We start from the raw sequence: 17357 nt of genomic DNA, 5'->3' as shown, positions 1-17357 counted from the left end.
TTCGCAAGCAAGCTCGCTCCTGCAAGTGGGGTACAACCCGGGAAGGAATGGCTGCGGCCGGACGGCCGCAGCGCGGGGTGGATCAGTGGAACGGGAAGATGTAGTTCATCCAGGCCGCCATGCGCAGGAGGATCTTGCGCATGATCGCCACGTGGTGGAAGTGCTGGCTGTAGATCGCTGCCTGGCCGTAGGCACCGCCAGGCATCAGGTTGGCGTACTGGGCATAGTCCGGGTCGGTAATCTCGATGATCACCGGTACGCGTCCCGGTGGCGGTGAGCCCGTATAGCTGAGGAGGGTACCCGAGGGCTGTATCTGGCCCTCCCCGATCACGCCGATCGCCTGTTTCACCTTGCCGCTGAAGACCTTGCCGGGAATCCCGTCGAAGGCGACTTCCGCCTCGTCTCCGGCGGTCAGTCGCAGCTGGCTGTTCTGCCGCATCCAGGCGGCGAAATAGTGCCCCTCGTCCGGCACGAAGACCATCGAGGGCCGCAACGGCAAGCGTGTCGCCATCATTCCCGGACGCAGCGACACATGGGTGACGAAGCCACGGGACGGCGCCCGCACCACCGTGTTGTCGAGGTTGAACTGCGCCAGTGCCAGCTGGGCATTCAGGTCATCGACACGCGCGGTAGTCAGGTCGACGTCGCGCTTGTTGCCGACGTTGCGCAGCGCCAGCTCACGGGCGCGAGCCTGGTCGGCACGGGCCGACACCAGCTGCGCCTTGATCGAATCCAGCTTCAACTGGAAGGGTTTGGGGTCGATACGGAACAGCACCGTGCCCTTTTCGATCATCTCGTTGCCCTTGACCGGCACTTCGATCACCTGGCCGGTCACCACCGGGATCACCGGGGTGGAAACGAAATAGGAGCGCGCCACCTCGGAGTACGGGTGGTTGTAGTTCATCGTGAAGATCAGCGCACCGATCAGCACAACCCCGCCAAGCACGGCGGTGGGCACCGTCCACTTGTTCAGCGGGATGTGGAAGATCTTGAAAATGGCGATGCAGATGGAGGCGTACGTCAGGATCAGCAACAGGTCCATGGCTCAGCCCTCCCCGCCCGGTTGCGTCGAAGCTGGCGGCACCACTGGCGGTGCACCGGGAGAACGACCTTCGAGCAGCTCCAGACGCTGGCGCAGTTCGGCAAGTTGCTCCTCCAGGTAATTTGCCTCGGCTTCCGGCGTTCTGCCGTGGTGAAAGCCCCAGCCCCGGTCCTCGCGGTACAACATCGCCCAGATCCAGAGGAACGGCCACAGCGCGTGCAGAGTGAACAGGCTGACCCACCCGGCCGCATGAATAGCGTCCTGGTGGGGGTGGTTGCGGTGTACCGCAATCTCATAGGGAATGTCGTGCAGCGCGATGATGCCGTAGAACAGCACCACGGCGGCGAAGATCAGTATTCCCAGGGCGACGTAATCGAGCATCCCACACTCCTTGGTCCCGGGCCCAATGCCTGGGGGGTGCGGATGAGTATGGCTGAGCCCTGGCGATCTGCACGATAGCGCTCAGGCCCGTGTGGCGGAGTTTCGAGCAATTGCCAGGCCACCCTGGCCGCTACGTTGCAACGGCTCCCACTCGTCAGGCCAGCCATCCACCTGCGGGGATTTCGCGTTCACTGAACAGGGACATCACCGGGGAGAAACGACATGCGAAAGTCCACCCTCCTGCTGCTGATCGGCGCGCTGGCCGTGCTGCTCGGCGGCTCGTCCTGCGGCGGCCACAATGACCGCCACGACGCCCCACCCCCGCCGCCCATGGACGACGGGCAGATGGGCTACCAGCGCATTCCGCAGCAACAGATCCAGCCGCAGGTGCAGTCGATTCCGCGGCGGTGAGCCCGCCCGGACAGCGGCGTTCAGCGAGGACAATCGCGGACGGAGCCCGCTCCTACACTGGCCTGGGCCTCAGCAGGATCACCCGCGCCACCACCAGCGCCAGCACGCCGACCACGGCGAAGGCGATGATGATCGCCACGCCGCCGTCCTGCTGCAGAAAGTCGGTCAACGCCGCAAGGGCTGCGGCCAGGAACAGCAACACCAGGCCAAACCACTGCATCCGCAGGGCGCGCAGGCGCCACGACCCAGGATGCTGACTCAGGACGGTCTTCTGGTTGCCCATGGCGGCATCTCCATGAGGGGTGTTACTCCACGCTAACAGGCAATCCGGCCGATGACGCGGGAGCTGACGAAACGCACAAGGTCAGCCCGTACGGCGGCGCCATCGAATTGAAACCTTCATCCTCTGTCGCTGCCGAATGGTCATCGAAACGGCCGGGCCTGCAGGCCAGAGCGTTTCGACATTGATACAGGTCCTCATGGCTGGCGTGGAACTGTCTATCCTTCATCGGGCTGTCATGAAACAGGGAAGGCCTGCATGCCTAAGAAGCTGGTGCTGGTAGCGCTCGTGGCGCTGCTGCTGGGGGGCGGAGTGTGGTGGTACCTGCACTCTCGCGAGAGTGATGACAAACGCCTGGTGCTCTACGGCAACGTGGACATCCGCCAGGTGTCGCTGGCCTTCACCGGCAGCGAGCGCATCGCGAAGATGAATGTCGAGGAAGGCGACCAGGTAAAGGCCGGCGATGTGCTCGCCAGCCTCGATACCCGAACCCTGCGCCTGCAGATCGACAAGGCCCAGGCGCAGATCGCCGCCCAGGAGCAGAACCTGCTGCGCCTGAAAAACGGCTCGCGTCCCGAGGACATCGACCGCGCGAAAGCTCAGGACAAGGCCGCCCGCGCCCAGCTCGACCTCGCCAACACCCAACTGCGTCGGCTTGAGAGCATCCGTGCCAACAGCCCCGGCGGCCGCGCCGTGAGTCAGCAGGACATCGACAGCGCCACCTCGCAGCAGAAGGTCGCCCAGGCCGAGCTGGAAGACCGCCAGAAATCCCTGCGCCTGGCGCAGATCGGCCCGCGGGCGGAAGACATCGCCCAGGCCGACGCCCAGCTCGCTGCCGCCCGCGCCGATGTGGCGCTGCTGCAGCACAACCTCGACGAGGCCGATCTTAAAGCCCCGCAGAACGCCACCGTGCGCTCGCGCCTGCTGGAACCCGGCGACATGGCCTCGCCGCAGCGCCCGGTGTATTCACTGGCGCTGACCGACCCGAAATGGATTCGCGCCTACGTCAGCGAAACCAACCTGGGCCGCATCAAGCCGGGCATGAAGGCGCAGGTGTTCACCGACAGCCACCCGGACCAGGCCATCGACGGCCATGTCGGCTTCATCTCCTCGGTGGCCGAGTTCACCCCGAAATCGGTACAGACCGAAGAGCTGCGTACCAGCCTCGTGTACGAAGTGCGCGTGCTGGTCGCCGACCCGGACAACCGCCTGCGCCTGGGCATGCCGGCCACGGTGCGCTTCGCCGACGAGCCGCGTTGATGGCCTCGACTCAGGGAACCCACCACGGAGGCCCGGTCATCCGCGCCGAGGGCCTGGCCAAGCACTTCCTGGTGAAGGAGTCGGGCAAGACCGTGCAGGCACTCAAGGACATCTCGCTGGATATCCCGCGCGGCCAGCTCACCGCGCTGGTCGGCCCGGACGGCGCCGGCAAGACCACCTTCCTGCGCCTGGTCGCCGGGCTGCTGCAGGCCGACGCCGGCACGCTGACCGTGCTCGACCTGGACGTCCACGCCCACCCGCAGCAGGTCCAGGACCGCATCAGCTACATGCCGCAGCGCTTCGGCCTCTATGAAGACCTGAGCGTGCAGGAGAACCTCGACCTCTACGCGGACCTCCACGGCGTGCCGCACAAGGAACGCCAGGAGCGCTACCAGCGCCTGCTGGAAATGACCGACCTGGCGCGCTTCACCGACCGCCCGGCAGGCAAGCTCTCCGGCGGCATGAAGCAGAAGCTCGGGCTGGCCTGCACGCTGGTTCGCTCGCCGGACCTGCTGCTGCTCGATGAACCCACCGTCGGCGTCGACCCGCTGTCGCGCCGCGAGCTGTGGGAGATCATCCAGCAGCTGATCGAGCAGGAGCAGCTCAGTGTGCTGGTCTCCACCTCGTACATGGACGAGGCCGAGCGCTGCGCCGAAGTCTTCCTGCTGCACCAGGGCCAACTGATGGCCAAGGGCGACCCGGCATCGATCCGCGAGCACGCCGACAACCTCTGCTTCATCGCCACCCCGCCCCAGGACGAACCTGCGCGCACCTTGCAGGCGCGGCTGCTGGACGACCACCAGAACATCGTCGATGCCGTACCGCAATCGGGCGAAGTGCGCTTCATCCGCCAGCCCGATGCGGATCAGGGCAAGCTCGACCAGCTACTCGATGGCGCCCCGGTACGCCAGGTGGATGCGCGCCTGGAAGACGGCTTCATGTTCCTGCTGCGCGCCCGCAGCGATGCCGAGCAAGTCGACATGGAATCGCTCAAGGCCGGCACTCGTCGCCACGGAGAGGGCCACGCCGACAGCGACGAAACGGTGATCGAAGTGAAGGATCTGGTGCGCAAGTTCGGCGACTTCACCGCCGTGGCCAGCACCAGCTTCAGCGTGCACCGTGGGGAAATCTTCGGCCTGCTCGGCCCCAACGGCGCCGGCAAGACCACCACCTTCCGCATGCTCTGCGGGCTGTTGCCCGCCACCAGCGGCACGCTGCAGGTGGCCGGGGTCAACCTGCGCAATGCTCGGGCCCAGGCACGGCGCAAGGTCGGCTACGTGTCGCAGAAGTTCTCCCTCTACGGCAACCTATCGGTGGCGGAAAACCTGCGCTTCTTCGGCGGCGCCTATGGCCTGGGCGGCAAGCAGCTGAAGCAGCGAATGGCGGAGGTATCCCACCAGTTCGACCTCGCCGGGCAGGAGGACTCGCCCAGCGGCCAGCTGCCCGGCGGCTTCAAGCAGCGCCTGGCGATGGCGGTGGGCCTGCTCCACGAGCCGGAAATCCTCTTCCTCGACGAACCCACCAGCGGTGCCGATCCCCTCGCCCGCCGCGGCTTCTGGCAGCGCATCACGGCGCTGGCGGCGTCCGGCACCACCATCATCATCACCACGCACTTCATGGAAGAGGCCGAGTACTGCGACCGCATCGTCATCCAGGACGCCGGCAAGCTGCTGGCCATGGGCACGCCGCGGGAAGTGCGCGAACAGGCCGGCGGCAAGGGCAGCACGCTGAACATGGAGCAGGCGTTCATCCGGATCGTCGAAACCAATCGCGTCGAAACCAACCGGCATGAGGCCAGCCACGGGCACGCCAAGGTGGAGTCCGCATGAGCGCCGGCGGCTTCTGGCGGCGCCTGGCCTCGCTGACCCGCAAGGAAGTGCGGCAGCTGGTACGCGACCGCAGCAACCTGCTGATCGGCATCGGCCTGCCCATCGCGCTGATCCTGATCTTCGGCTATGGCCTGTCGCTGGACGTGAAACGCGCCATCGTCGCCATCGTCCTCGACGATCCCTCCCCCGTGGCCCGTGATGTGGCCGCAGGGATCAGCCGCACCGAATACCTGGAGCCGCACCTGGTGCGCTCCTACGCCGAGGGCGAGAAGCTGATGCGAGCCCGCGAGGTGGATGCAGTGGTGCAGTTCCCCTCTGACTTCACCCGCCGCCTGAACGACGGCAACGCGCAGATCCAGGTGCTGGTGCAGGGTTCGGACGCCACCCGCGCCGCCAGCGTCTCCACCTACGTCAGCAGCGCGCTGGCGGGCTACGCCGAGAAGCAGGCCGACCGTGGCGCCGGCTCAGCGAGCCAGGCTGGCGCGGTCACCATCGTCCAGCGCATGTGGTTCAACGCCGCCAACACCAGCACCTGGTACCTGGTGCCGGGCCTGATCGTGCTGATCATGACGCTGGTGGGCGCCTTCCTCACCGCCCTGGTGATGGCCCGCGAGTGGGAACGCGGCACGCTGGAGGCACTGTTCGTCACGCCGGTGCGTCCGGTGGAAATCCTCCTGGCGAAGATCATCCCCTGCTTCGGCATTGGCATGATCGGCCTGGCGCTGTGCCTGCTCGCCGCACGCTTCCTGTTCGACGTGCCGATCTACGGCTCCTTCATCGTGCTGGTGATCTCCTCCATGCTCTACATGCTGGTGGCGCTGGGCATTGGCCTGCTGATCTCGGCGGTGACCAAGAACCAGTTCCTCGCCAGCCAGATCGCCCTGCTCGCCAGCTTCCTGCCGGCGATGATGCTCTCGGGCTTCATCTTCGACCTGCGCAACGTACCGACCGCCATCCGCGTGATCGGCAACCTGCTGCCGGCTACCTACTTCATGGAGCTGGTGAAATCCCTGTTCCTGGCCGGCGACTTCTGGCCGATGATCTTCAAGAACTGCGCCATCCTCGCCGCCTACGCCGTCGCCCTGCTGGGCCTGGCGCGGCTGGTAACGCGCAAGCGGCTGGACTGACTCGCATGGAATTTCTCTGGCGCATCCTCAACCTGTGGCGCAAGGAACTGCTGGTGATCCTCAAGGACCCGGCCAACCGCATCGTGCTGGTGGCGCCGGTGCTGATGCAGAGCGTGCTGTTCGGCTACGCCGTGACCTTCGACCTCAACGACGCGCCCTACGCCATCCTCGACCTGAGCCATAGCGAATCCTCCACGCGGCTGATTTCGCGCCTGGACGGCAGCGGCATCTTCCACCGGGTAGCGACGCTGACCCGCGTGGAAGAAATCCAGACGGTGATCGACGAGCAGAAAGCGCTGCTGGTGATCCACATCCCCTCGGATTTCCAGACCCGCCTCGCCCAGGGCGACCCGGCGCCGATCCAGGTCATCCTCGACGGGCGCAACTCCAACACCGCCGGCTCCGCCGCTGCCGGGCTCGCCGTGGTGGTGGACCAGTTCAACCGCGAACAGGGCCTGGCCTCGGCGCCGATCAGCGTGGTCAGCCGCTCCTGGTACAACCCCAACCTGGAAACCCGCTGGCCGCTGATCCCCGCGCTGATCGCCACCCTGAGCATGATGCAGACGCTGATGCTCACTGCCCTCTCGGTTGCCCGCGAACGCGAACAGGGCACCTTCGACCAGTTGCTGGTGACGCCCTACACACCGCTGGAAATCATGTTCGGCAAAGCCATCCCGCCGCTGCTCATCGGCCTGGTGCAGGCCACGCTGGTGCTGCTGATGGCGCTGTTCTGGTTCCGAATACCCATGGCCGGCTCGCTGTTCAACCTCTACGGCGGGCTGACGGTCTTCACCATCGCCTGCGTCGGGCTGGGCATGTCGATCTCCGCCGTGTCGCTGAACATGCAGCAGGCGATGCTCTACACCTTCGTGCTGATCATGCCGCTGACGCTGCTCTCCGGCCTCGCCACGCCGGTACGCAACATGCCCGAGTTCCTGCAGATCGTGACCTACGCCAACCCGCTGCGCTTCGGCATCGACCTGATCCAGCGGGTGTACCTCGAAGGCGCGACCCTGGCCGACGTGGGGCTCAACCTGATCCCCATGCTGGTGGTCGCGGCCGTCACCTTGCCGCTCGCCTCGTGGCTGTTCCGCCACCGGCTTGCGTAACGGGTCACCCGGCATGGCGAGCGAATGCAATACCCTGGCGGTGACCTATTTCGGAAATGGACAGCCATGAGCGACACCAGCAGCTTCATCGTCTTCCTCGTTACCCAGCTTCTGCTGCCGTTCTGGCTGGGCCACCGGTACTGCCGCAGGAAAGGCATTCCCACCCAGTCCTGGCGCGCGGGCGGCATCTACCTGATCGCCCTGTCGGTGGCGATGCTGTTCTTCATCGGCCTGCTCGGCCTGCCCACCCACGTGAAGAACGTCGGCATGGTGACCAACCGCTCCATGGGTCTGGCCTGCGGCGTGATCGGCATCGTCGGCGGCCTGCTGATGGGCTATGTCGCGCGACGCTTCGAGGGCACTTCGGATGACTAGGTCTGCAAGAGGGTGTCACCCATGAACCTCACTTCCCGTTTCGTCTCCCTGGCCCTGCTGAGTAGCCTCGCCGGCTGCGCCGTCGGCCCCGACTACGAAGCGCCGAAAACCCAGGCACCGGCGAGCTGGCAGGCCGCCCACGCCGGCGCCGGACAACTGCACCCGGTGGAGGGCAGTACCCGGCTCAGCGAGGACTGGTGGACCCTGTTCAACGACCCGGTGCTGAACAACCTGCAACGCCGCGCCGACAAGGCCAGCCCGGACCTCAAGACTGCCGTGCTGCGCTTCGCCCAGAGCCGCATGCAGCGGCAGATGGTGGCGGCCCAGCGCGGCGTCGACGTCAACGCCTCGGCGGCAGTGAATCGCCAGCGCCTGAGCGAGAACGGCTCCAACGCCCTGATGATCCAGCGCATCGCACCGACCGGTGACAGCGGCCAGATCGCCAAGGTCCTGGCCGAGCCCTTCACGCTTTACCAGGCTGGCTTCGACGCTTCGTGGGAGCCCGATCTGTGGGGCCGCATCCGTCGCTCCATCGAGGCCGCCGATGCCAGCGTCGATGCGCAGCAGGCGATGTTCGAGGAAACCCGCCTGGGCGTTTCGGCGGAACTGGCCCGCAGTTACTTCGAGCTGCGTGGCGTGCAGCAACAGATCGCCGTGGCGCAGCAGGACATCGCCGCCACCGAGGAGTCCATGCAACTGATCCAGGTGCGCGCCGATGGCGGCCTGGTGGACGATTTCGATGTCGAACGCCAGCGCGGCCAGCTCGCCGAGCTGCGTTCCAGCCTGCCGCAACTGCAGGCCAGCGAAAGCGCGGCGATCAACCAGATCGGCGTACTGATCGGCGCCGAACCGGGCAGCCTGCGCGAGGACCTGAAGCCTGTCGCGCAGACTGCGCCGCAGACACCGGACCTGAGCCTCGGCCTGCCCTCGGAAGTGGCGCGCCGGCGCCCGGATATCCGCGCCGCCGAGGCCCAACTGCACGCCGCCACCGCGAACATCGGCGTGGCCGTAGCCGACCTCTATCCGACCATCCGCCTGGGCGCGCATTTCGGCTACGAGTCGGTGGAAGACAGCAAATTCGGCGATTGGGGAAGCCGGACCTGGACGGTCGGCCCGAGCCTCTCCCTGCCGATTTTCGACAACGGCCGGCGCCGCTCGCAGATCAACCTGCGCAAGCTGGAGCAGCAGGAAGCCGCCGTGTCCTACCAGCAGACCGTGCTCAAGGCCTGGCAGGAAGTCGACGACGCGCTGAGCCACTACGGCGCCGAACGCCAGCGCAACCAGCGCCTGCAGGAAAAACTGCACAGCAGCGACGCCGCCTACGGCATGGCCAAGGCGCGCTACGCCGGCGGCATGACCGACTTCCTGGTGGAACTGGACGCCCAGCGCGCCTACCTGCAATCACGCCGCGACGTGGTGGACAGCGACACCCAGCTGCGCCTGACGCTGATCGCCCTGTGCAAGGCCCTGGGCGGAGGTACGCCGGCCCTGGAAGTCAGTCGCAGCGATACGCCGACTCCGGAAGCCACCGCCGCTCGCTGAGCAAGGACTCGCGAGCGCTATGGCGCCGGAGCGGCCAGCTTGCCATCGCGCAGGTCCTTCGCCACTCGCCGCGCCATTTCGTAGGCCGGCGCCTCCACGGCGTCGAAGTCGTCGGTGTAGCGCGTGGCGAAGCCCTGCACGCCCCATTCCTGGTACTGCTTTACATGCCACAGCTCGTGAGCCCAGAGCGCGACGTCCTTCTGCGCGTCTTCCTCGCGGCGGAAGACGATCACGTCGACCAGGGTGACGGCCTCCGTGTCGGGGTTCTGCATCATCGCCTGGGCGGCGTTGAGTTGGTCCAGCGCGCCGGTGGAGTAGCGCGCGCCCATCAGCACGTCATCGGAAAAGTAGCCCTGCAGCTGAGCGCGGATTTCCAGCGGGATCGGCTCGGTGCCGCCCTGCTCCGCCTGCTCGCGGGACTGTTGCAGCCAGACGCCCAGTGCCTGGGCGGCGACCTTGCGGGTGTCCGAGAGGACCGGCCCGAGCACGGCACCCAGGTCGGGCAGGCACACGCAGCTGTCCAGGCAGACCTGGCGCTGCCCCGTCGGGCAACTGGGCGCGACGGCGGAGGCAGACGCGCAGACGGCCAACCCGGCCAGCAGCGTCAGCGCGCGCAGGAGGCGGGTCGGTAGGAAGGATGGCATGGAAGACTCCGCTACAGCGTGGAGAAAGACTTGGCGTTTGGACCACGGCGCGGCGCGATCATGCCACGGCGCGAGGAAAAAAGAGCACTGGCGCAGCGCGGGAATTTTCTGCTAGCTTCTGACCCATGAATGCCGCCAACCGCACCTTCCAGCAGATTATTACCACCATCGCTCCGATGGTGGGTTAGCGCATTCCGCGAACAACCAAACCCGCCTCCCGGCGGGTTTTTTAATGCCCGCCGTCCGAGGCTCCCGAACAAGGAGACACTGATGGATCAGGCATTCCCCCCACAACAGCACCCGCTGCAAGCGCTCATCCAGGCCGCCGACGAAGCCATCGGCCGCGAGGATTTCGACGCGCTGATCGACTTCTACACCGACGACGCCCTGCTGGTGGTCAAGCCCGGCCTGTTCGCACGCGGCAAGGGGCAGATCCGCCAGGCCTTCGTCGCCATCGCCGAGCACTTCGGGCACAACCTGCGGGTGCGCCAGGGCCGCCTGGAAATCCTCGAGACCAGCGACACCGCGCTGGTCGTGGCGCAGACCCTGCTCGACACCAGCCACGGCAAACTGACCCGCCGCGCCACCTATGTCTTTCGCCGCGAGGCCGATGGCGCCTGGCGCTGCGCCGTGGACAACTCCTACGGCACCGACCTGCTGGAGGCCACGACATGAGTACAGGCACATTGCACCTGCTGTGCGGCAAGGCGGCGTCGGGCAAGTCCTGCCTGGCGCGACAACTGGCCGAAGCACCGGGCACCGTGATGCTGGCCGAGGAACAGTGGCTGGCCGAGCTGTTCCCCTGGGGTATCAGCAGCCCCGACGACTACCAGCTCTACGCCCGCCGTGTACGCAAGGTGATGGGGCCGCACGTGGTCGGCCTGTTGCGCGCCGGCACCAGCGTAGTGCTGGATATTACCGCCAATACCCTGGCCGACCGCCGCTGGCTGATCGACCTGGCACAACAGGCCGGCGCGGCGCATTGCCTGCACTTCCTCGACGTCGACCCGGCCACCTGCCGCAGCCGCCTGCTGGCGCGCCATGCCATTGCACCACTGGCGGCGCCGCTGGACCCGGCCGGCTACGAGGCGCTCAACCGCTACTTCGTCGCCCCGCGCCCGGAGGAAAAACTGCGGGTGCAGCGCCATGGCGCCTGAGCGCGTAGAATCGCCGCCCCGATCCGCCGAATCAGCCTGTGTAGAAAGACCCGAAGCATGAACACCGACGCCATCGCTACCCTGCGCGAGCAACTGCTTGCGGCCCTGAACCCCGCCCCCGCGGAGACCCGCCGCCTGTTCCACGGCCGCGGCCGGCGCTGGCCGGGGCTGGAGCACGTGACTGCAGATTGGCTGGAAGGCGTGCTGCTGGTTTCGCTGTTCCGCGAGCCTGCCGAAGACGAGCTGGCAGCACTCAGGACGATGCTGGTCGAACTGGCGCAAAGCGAAACCTGGCGCGCCACCGGCGCCCGCAGCCTGATGCTGCAGCACCGCTACACCCTGGAAAGCACGATGGAAGTCCTCCACGGCGAGGCATTCGACGGCTGGCAGATCACCGAGCACGGGCTGCGCTACCAACTGGACCTGGGCCGCAAGCAGAACAACGGCCTGTTCCTCGACATGCGCTACGGCCGCCAGTGGGTACAGGCCAACGCCAGCGGCCTGCGCGTGCTCAACCTGTTCGCCTACACCTGCGGCTTCTCCGTGGCGGCCATCGCCGGCGGCGCGCAGAAGGTGGTCAACCTCGACATGGCCCGCGCCGCGCTCAGCCGTGGCCGCGACAACCACCGCCTGAACAGCCACGACCTGTCGAAGGTCAGCTTCCTCGACCACGACCTGTTCAAGTCCTGGGGCAAGGTGAAGAAATCCGGCCCCTACGACCTGATCATCATCGACCCGCCGAGCTTCCAGAAAGGCAGCTTCGTCCTCGACAAGGACTACGCCCGCGTCCTGCGCCGCCTGCCGGAACTGCTGGACGGCAGCGGTACCGTACTGGCCTGCGTGAACGACCCGGCCGTTGGCGTCGACTTCCTGCTCCAGGGCATGGCCGCCGAGGCGCCGCAACTGCGCTTCATCGAGCGCCTGGAGAATCCGCCGGAATTTGCCGACATCGAAGAAGACAGCGGCCTCAAGGCGCTGGTGTTCCGACTGAATTGACCCGTAGGGCGCATAACGCCTACAGCGTTATCCGCCAACCACGACGGGCATAGTTTCCCTGTAGGAGCGAGCTTGCTCGCGAACCGAGCTTCACGCCGAAACGCCAGGTTTAGAGCGTTCGCGATCAAGATCGCTCCTACAGAAAGCCATTCTTTTGTAAGACGCATCCCGATGAAAGGCCGCCAGAGCCCTTGCAGCCAAGCCCCCATCGCGCCATCCTTGGCACTGTATGTAAAACCAGTGCCCGCCGATGTCTGCGCCGCTCGACCCCAGCCTCTACTACCTGACCAACTTCCACCGCGCCCTCGACTGGATCGACGAGCGCTACGCCGACCTGCTCGACGCCGAGGAAGCCCGGTTCATCGCGGACTTCCGCGCGCTGCCGCTGCCCTCGCGGGCGCTGCTGGTGCGGCTGGTCATGCGCAAGGGACCGCACTTTCGCGCCGGCAAGCTGAGCTATGCCGAGATCGGCGATATCCCCAAGGCCGCCGCGCCGCTGCTGGAGCTCGGCTGGCTGAGCGATGACTACCCGCTGGCACTGGACGAACTGCTGCCGTTGCTGCTCAAGGACGAACTGCTCGCGCGCTTCCGCGACGACCTGCCGCGCGGCTCGCTGAAGAAGGCCGAGTTGTACGAGCACCTGCACGCCTATCACCAGCAGGTGCAGCCATTCGACAGCTGGTACCCGGACCTCGACCGCCTCTATACCCTCATGGCGACGCCGCTGTGCGACCGTCTGCGCCTGCTGTTCTTCGGCAACCTGCAGCAGGACTGGTCCGAATTCGTCCTTGCCGACCTCGGCATCTTCCGCTACGAAACCGTCCCCTTCACCCCCGATTCCCGCGCCTTCCGCCGCCGCGATGAACTGGAGGCCTACATCCACCTGTGGAATGGCGCCGTCCGCTTCGACGCCGGCGAATCCATCGCCGAGCTGCTGGTCGAACTGGGCGAGTTCCGCAGCGACAACGCCTACCTGCAAGCTCGCCACGCCCGCCTGTTGTACCGCATGGCCTATCAGCTGGAGCGTGAAGGCGAGCTGGACGCCGCCCTGGCGCTCTATCGGCAAACCTCCGCAGGTGGCTCGCGGCAGCGGCAGATCCGCGTGCTGGAACGCCTGCAGCGCTTCGATGAAGCGCATGCACTGGTCCAGGCCGCACTGACCGCGCCGGAAAGCGACGGCGAGCTGCAGCTTGTGGAACGTGCGCTGACGCGACTGGTCCGCCAACTCGGGCTGCCGAAGGAAAAAGTGGCCAAGCCCGTACCGCCGTTGCGTATCGACCTGGAACTGCCGCGCCCCGACGTCAACGTCGAATTCGCCGTGCAATCCGTGCTCCACGAGGAAGAGGCGCCAGTGCACTACGTGGAAAACGCGCTGGTCTGCAGCCTGTTCGGCCTGCTCTGCTGGGAGGTGATCTTCGCTCCGCTGCCCGGCGCCTTCTTCCACCCCTTCCAGGCCGGGCCGAGCGATCTGTATCGCGGCGATTTCGTCAGCCGCCGCGCCGAGGCCTTCGCCGCGCGCCTGGCACTGCTGGACAGCGACGCCTATCTGGCTGCGATCCGTGAGACTTACGCCGCCAAGCACGGCATCCTCTCGCCCTTCGTGCACTGGGAGCTGCTCGACGAGAGCCTGCTGACACAGGCCCTGCACTGCCTGCCGGCCGCGCACCTGAAGCTGTGGTTCGCGCGCCTGCTGGCCGACCCGAAGGCCAACCGCGCCGGCATGCCGGACCTGATCCAGTTCTGGCCCGGCGAGGCGCGCTACCGGATGATCGAAGTGAAAGGCCCGGGCGACCGCCTGCAGGATAATCAGAAGCGCTGGCTGGCCTTCTGCGCCGAGCACGGCATGCCGGTGGAAGTCTGCTACGTGCGCTGGCAGGGCGAGGCGGACGAAAGCCAATGAGCTACGCCGTCGCCGTGCGCGCGCTGTGCGAATTCACCGCCAAGGAAGGTGACCTCGACCTGCGCTTCACCCCCGCGCCCACTGCCCAGGAAGGCATGGCCGGGCACGCCACGGTGGTCTCGCGCCGGGGCCTGGGCTATATCGCCGAGCTACCGCTGCGCGGGGAGTATCCGGGGCTGGTGGTCAGCGGCCGCGCCGATGGCTACGACCCCGACGCCAATCTGCTGGAAGAGATCAAGACCCACCGAGGCGACGTCGCGCGCATCCCGCAGAACCACCGGCTGCTGCACTGGGCGCAGGTGAAGGTTTACGGCTGGCTGCTCTGCCAGACACTGGAGATCGACGCCATCGATCTCGCCGTCGTCTACTTCAACGTCATCACCCAGAAGGAAACGGTATTCCGCGAGCGCTTCGCCGCCGATGACCTGCGTACCTTCTTCGAGCTGCAATGCAGCCGCTTCGTGAAATGGGCCGAGCAGGAAAGCGCCCACCGCATCGAGCGTGACCAGGGCCTGGAAGCGCTGCGCTTCCCCTACGCCGACTTCCGCCAGGGCCAGCGCATGCTCGCCGAATCGGTCTACCGCGCCGCCCGCGACGGCCAGACGCTGATGGCCCAGGCCACCACCGGCATCGGCAAGACCCTCGGCACCCTGTTCCCGCAGCTCAAGGCCTTCCCCGGCCAGAAGCTCGACCGGCTGTTCTTCCTCACCGCCAAGACTCCCGGCCGGCGCCTGGCCCTCGACGCCCTGGCGACCCTGCGCCAGCAGGACGCCGCGCAGCCGCTGCGGGTGCTGGAGCACGTCGCCCGCGACAAGGCCTGCGAGCACCCGGACAAATCCTGCCACGGCGATTCCTGCCCCTTGGCCAAGGGTTTCTACGACCGCCTGCCCGCCGCCCGCGAGGCCGCGCTCAAGCATCGCTGGCTGACCCAGGAAGCACTGCGCGACGTGGCGCTGCAGCACCAGGTCTGCCCCTACTACCTGAGCCAGGAACTGTGCCGCTGGGCCGACGTGGTGGTGGGCGACTACAACTACTACTTCGACATGAACGCCCTGCTCTACGGCCTTACCGTGCTCAACGACTGGAAGGTCACCCTGCTGGTGGACGAGGCGCACAACCTCATCGAGCGCGGCCGCGGCATGTACAGCGCCGAACTGGACCAGTCCGAGTTCAACGCCCTGCGCAAGGTAGCCCCGGCCGGGTTGAAAGGCGTGCTGGAGCGCGTCGGCCGCCACTGGAACCAGATGCACCGCGACCAGGAGGTCGATTACCAGATCTACCCGACGGTGCCCGACCTGTTCATCGCCGCGCTGCAGAAAGCCGTCAGCGCCATCACCGACCACCTCACGGACCAGCCCACCGGCAACGAGGCCGAACTGCTGCGTTTCTACCTCGACGCCATGCTGTTCTGCCGGCTGGCCGAAGCCTACGGACCACACTCGCTGTTCGACATCACCCGCCACGACGGCAGCGGCCAGCGCACGCTCTCCACCCTGTGCCTGCGCAACGTGGTGCCGGCGCCCTTCCTCGAACCACGCTTCGAGGCGGCCCACAGCACCACGCTGTTCTCCGCCACGCTGAACCCGGCCAATTACTACGCCGACCTGCTCGGCCTGCCGGAAGACACTACCTGGCGCGAAGTGGAATCGCCCTTCCGCGCGGAGCAACTGGAAGTCCACGCGCTGAGCAACCTATCCACCCGCTACCAGCACCGCGAGGCCAGCCTGTCGCCAATCAGCACGCTGATGGCCCGGCAGTTCCGCGCACGTCCCGGCAACTACCTGGCCTTCTTCAGCAGCTACGCCTACCTGCAGCAGGCGCTGGAGCGCTTCGCCGCCGAGCACCCGGACATTCCGCGCTGGGTACAGTCGCGCAGCATGAACGAGATCGAGCGCCAGGCTTTCCTCGACCGCTTCACCCCACACTCGCAGGGCATCGGCTTCGCCGTGCTCGGCGGCGCCTTCGGCGAGGGCATCGACCTGCCGGGCGACCGCCTGATCGGCGCCTTCATCGCCACGCTGGGCCTGCCGCAGGTGAACGAGGTCAACGAGGAGATCAAGCAGCGCATGCAGGCCATGTTCGGCGATGGCTACGACTACACCTACCTGTTCCCCGGCTTGCAGAAGGTCGTCCAAGCGGCCGGCCGGGTGATCCGTACGCCGACGGATTCGGGGGTGATCTACCTGCTCGATGATCGATTCAACCAGCCGGCGGTGCGGCGGTTGTTGCCGGGGTGGTGGAAGCCGGAGCGGCTGAGGTTCGTTGCCGATCCGCCGCGCTCGAAAGAGCCGCAAGGTTTTTTGCTGCTGTAACGCATTGCGGGGATTTTCACTTGGGGAATGGCCTTGTGCCGTGCGGTTCGCGAGCAAGCTCGCTCCTACGAAGGGTGCACTGGCTTTACCTGTAGGAGCGAGCTTGCTCGCGAACCCGCTCAGCGCCAGCCTTGCCGGCTGATCGCGGAGAAGCTCCGCTGCTACGAGAACAGAAATACTGGAGTCGATCTATCGAAGGGCTCCGTCGCGTCCGAATGGCCGTCAGACCAACCGCCATTGACGACACCACCCCATCAGATAAACTGTATATCCATACAGTTATATCCGAGCAATCCCATGCCACACCCATCCATCCTTCCCCCCCGGCCCTCCTGCCGGGCGCATGACTGTCGCCGCTCGCCGGCCGGGAGGCCGTGATGGGCAGCGTGGTTGCGCTCGACACCCTGTTCCACCAGCGCCAGGTCTGGAAAGGCCAGCCCCAGGGCCTGCCACCCAGCCAGCAACCCACCGGCCACGCCGTGCTGGACCAGGCCCTGCCCACCGGTGGCTGGCCGGAAGCCGCCCTCAGCGAAATCCTCCTGGCCCAGGAAGGCGTCGGCGAGCTTCAGTTGGTCTGGCCAACCCTCGCGCGGCTCAGCGCAGCCGGCGAGCGCATCGTGCTGGTCGCGCCGCCCCACGTACCCTACCCGGCCGCCTGGCAGGCCGCCGGCGTGATGCTCGACCAACTGGCCATCGTCCGCGCCGAAGGCCGCGATGCCCTCTGGGCCGCCGAACAGTGCCTGCGCTCGGGCAGTTGCGGCGCCGTGCTGTGCTGGCCGCAGCAGGCCGACGACCGCGCCCTGCGCCGCCTGCAGGTGGCTGCCGAGACCGGACAGACCCTGGCCATCGCCTATCGTTCGCAGCGCGAAGCGCTCAACCCCTCGCCCGCCGCGTTGCGCCTGGCGCTGGACGCCACCCCGGCACAGCTGCGCGTACTCAAGTGCCGGGGTGGGCTGGCGCCGGCGCGGCCCATCCCGTTGCCCTGGCACTGA

The 17357-nt window shown here is 66.7% G+C and carries 17 protein-coding genes; 13 read left to right on the top strand and 4 right to left on the bottom strand.

The annotated features are described in order from the left end of the window. Nucleotides 1-82: 82 nt before the first annotated feature. Both RS899_RS09425 and RS899_RS09420 read right to left on the bottom strand, forming a co-directional pair. Entirely contained in the window at nucleotides 83-1042 is a 960-nt protein-coding gene (locus RS899_RS09425) for an HlyD family secretion protein (protein ID WP_054909788.1), read from the bottom strand. 3 nt (nucleotides 1043-1045) lie between these two features. Further along, the gene (locus RS899_RS09420) at nucleotides 1046-1423 is read right to left on the bottom strand and encodes a DUF3302 domain-containing protein (protein ID WP_054909789.1); all 378 of its coding nucleotides are present in this window, start codon (nucleotides 1421-1423) and stop codon (nucleotides 1046-1048) included. A gap of 222 nt (nucleotides 1424-1645) precedes the next feature. On the opposite strand from RS899_RS09420, the gene RS899_RS09415 reads away from it, so the two are divergent. Beyond that, nucleotides 1646-1834 carry a hypothetical protein gene (locus RS899_RS09415; RefSeq protein ID WP_054909790.1) on the top strand — a complete coding sequence of 63 codons (189 nt, stop codon included), beginning with the start codon at nucleotides 1646-1648 and terminating at the stop codon, nucleotides 1832-1834. Between the two features lie 52 nt (nucleotides 1835-1886). Here the strand turns inward: RS899_RS09415 and RS899_RS09410 are convergent, their stop codons facing one another. Continuing rightward, nucleotides 1887-2117: a hypothetical protein gene (locus tag RS899_RS09410; protein ID WP_315809711.1), complete on the bottom strand. Its 231-nt coding sequence runs from the start codon at nucleotides 2115-2117 to the stop codon at nucleotides 1887-1889. Nucleotides 2118-2372: 255 nt separating this feature from the next. Between RS899_RS09410 and RS899_RS09405 the strand changes: the two genes are divergently transcribed. The 6 genes from RS899_RS09405 (at nucleotide 2373) to RS899_RS09380 (ending at nucleotide 9356) form a co-directional block, all read left to right on the top strand. Further along, nucleotides 2373-3374 carry an HlyD family efflux transporter periplasmic adaptor subunit gene (locus RS899_RS09405; RefSeq protein WP_315809710.1) on the top strand — a complete coding sequence of 334 codons (1002 nt, stop codon included), beginning with the start codon at nucleotides 2373-2375 and terminating at the stop codon, nucleotides 3372-3374. Continuing rightward, a complete protein-coding gene (locus tag RS899_RS09400; protein ID WP_233298618.1) occupies nucleotides 3374-5203 on the top strand; it encodes an ATP-binding cassette domain-containing protein in 1830 nt (609 codons plus the stop codon). Before RS899_RS09405 ends, RS899_RS09400 begins: the two co-directional genes overlap by 1 nt. Beyond that, the gene (locus RS899_RS09395; protein WP_054910178.1) at nucleotides 5200-6330 is read left to right on the top strand and encodes an ABC transporter permease; all 1131 of its coding nucleotides are present in this window, start codon (nucleotides 5200-5202) and stop codon (nucleotides 6328-6330) included. Before RS899_RS09400 ends, RS899_RS09395 begins: the two co-directional genes overlap by 4 nt. Nucleotides 6331-6335: 5 nt before the next feature. Then, entirely contained in the window at nucleotides 6336-7439 is a 1104-nt protein-coding gene (locus tag RS899_RS09390) for an ABC transporter permease (RefSeq protein WP_054910177.1), read from the top strand. A 66-nt stretch (nucleotides 7440-7505) separates the two neighbouring features. Continuing rightward, nucleotides 7506-7814 (top strand): hypothetical protein, encoded by a 309-nt coding sequence (locus tag RS899_RS09385; RefSeq protein ID WP_315809709.1) that lies wholly within the window; start codon nucleotides 7506-7508, stop codon nucleotides 7812-7814. A 21-nt stretch (nucleotides 7815-7835) separates the two neighbouring features. Beyond that, nucleotides 7836-9356, top strand: a complete 1521-nt coding sequence (locus RS899_RS09380; RefSeq protein WP_315809708.1) for an efflux transporter outer membrane subunit — start codon at nucleotides 7836-7838, stop codon at nucleotides 9354-9356. A gap of 17 nt (nucleotides 9357-9373) precedes the next feature. Here the strand turns inward: RS899_RS09380 and RS899_RS09375 are convergent, their stop codons facing one another. Further along, nucleotides 9374-10000 carry a DUF4157 domain-containing protein gene (locus RS899_RS09375; RefSeq protein ID WP_233298626.1) on the bottom strand — a complete coding sequence of 209 codons (627 nt, stop codon included), beginning with the start codon at nucleotides 9998-10000 and terminating at the stop codon, nucleotides 9374-9376. Nucleotides 10001-10270: 270 nt separating this feature from the next. Between RS899_RS09375 and RS899_RS09370 the strand changes: the two genes are divergently transcribed. The 6 genes from RS899_RS09370 to imuA all read left to right on the top strand — a co-directional run bounded on the left by RS899_RS09370 (nucleotide 10271) and on the right by imuA (nucleotide 17357). Then, nucleotides 10271-10675 carry an SgcJ/EcaC family oxidoreductase gene (locus tag RS899_RS09370; RefSeq protein WP_315809707.1) on the top strand — a complete coding sequence of 135 codons (405 nt, stop codon included), beginning with the start codon at nucleotides 10271-10273 and terminating at the stop codon, nucleotides 10673-10675. Further along, complete coding sequence (locus tag RS899_RS09365) at nucleotides 10672-11157, top strand: ATP-binding protein (protein ID WP_315809706.1); 486 nt, start codon at nucleotides 10672-10674, stop codon at nucleotides 11155-11157. Before RS899_RS09370 ends, RS899_RS09365 begins: the two co-directional genes overlap by 4 nt. A gap of 57 nt (nucleotides 11158-11214) precedes the next feature. Next, entirely contained in the window at nucleotides 11215-12153 is a 939-nt protein-coding gene (locus tag RS899_RS09360) for a class I SAM-dependent methyltransferase (RefSeq protein WP_315809705.1), read from the top strand. A 250-nt stretch (nucleotides 12154-12403) separates the two neighbouring features. Then, nucleotides 12404-14053 (top strand): VRR-NUC domain-containing protein, encoded by a 1650-nt coding sequence (locus RS899_RS09355; protein WP_315809704.1) that lies wholly within the window; start codon nucleotides 12404-12406, stop codon nucleotides 14051-14053. Beyond that, complete coding sequence (locus RS899_RS09350; protein ID WP_233298637.1) at nucleotides 14050-16365, top strand: ATP-dependent DNA helicase; 2316 nt, start codon at nucleotides 14050-14052, stop codon at nucleotides 16363-16365. Before RS899_RS09355 ends, RS899_RS09350 begins: the two co-directional genes overlap by 4 nt. A gap of 377 nt (nucleotides 16366-16742) precedes the next feature. Beyond that, nucleotides 16743-17357 carry a translesion DNA synthesis-associated protein ImuA gene (gene imuA, locus RS899_RS09345; protein ID WP_233298639.1) on the top strand — a complete coding sequence of 205 codons (615 nt, stop codon included), beginning with the start codon at nucleotides 16743-16745 and terminating at the stop codon, nucleotides 17355-17357.

This window comes from Pseudomonas sp. C9-3 (genome assembly GCF_032392015.1).
In the GTDB taxonomy this organism is placed as follows: domain Bacteria; phylum Pseudomonadota; class Gammaproteobacteria; order Pseudomonadales; family Pseudomonadaceae; genus Pseudomonas; species Pseudomonas nitroreducens.
This window is presented reverse-complemented; position numbering and strand designations above follow the sequence as displayed.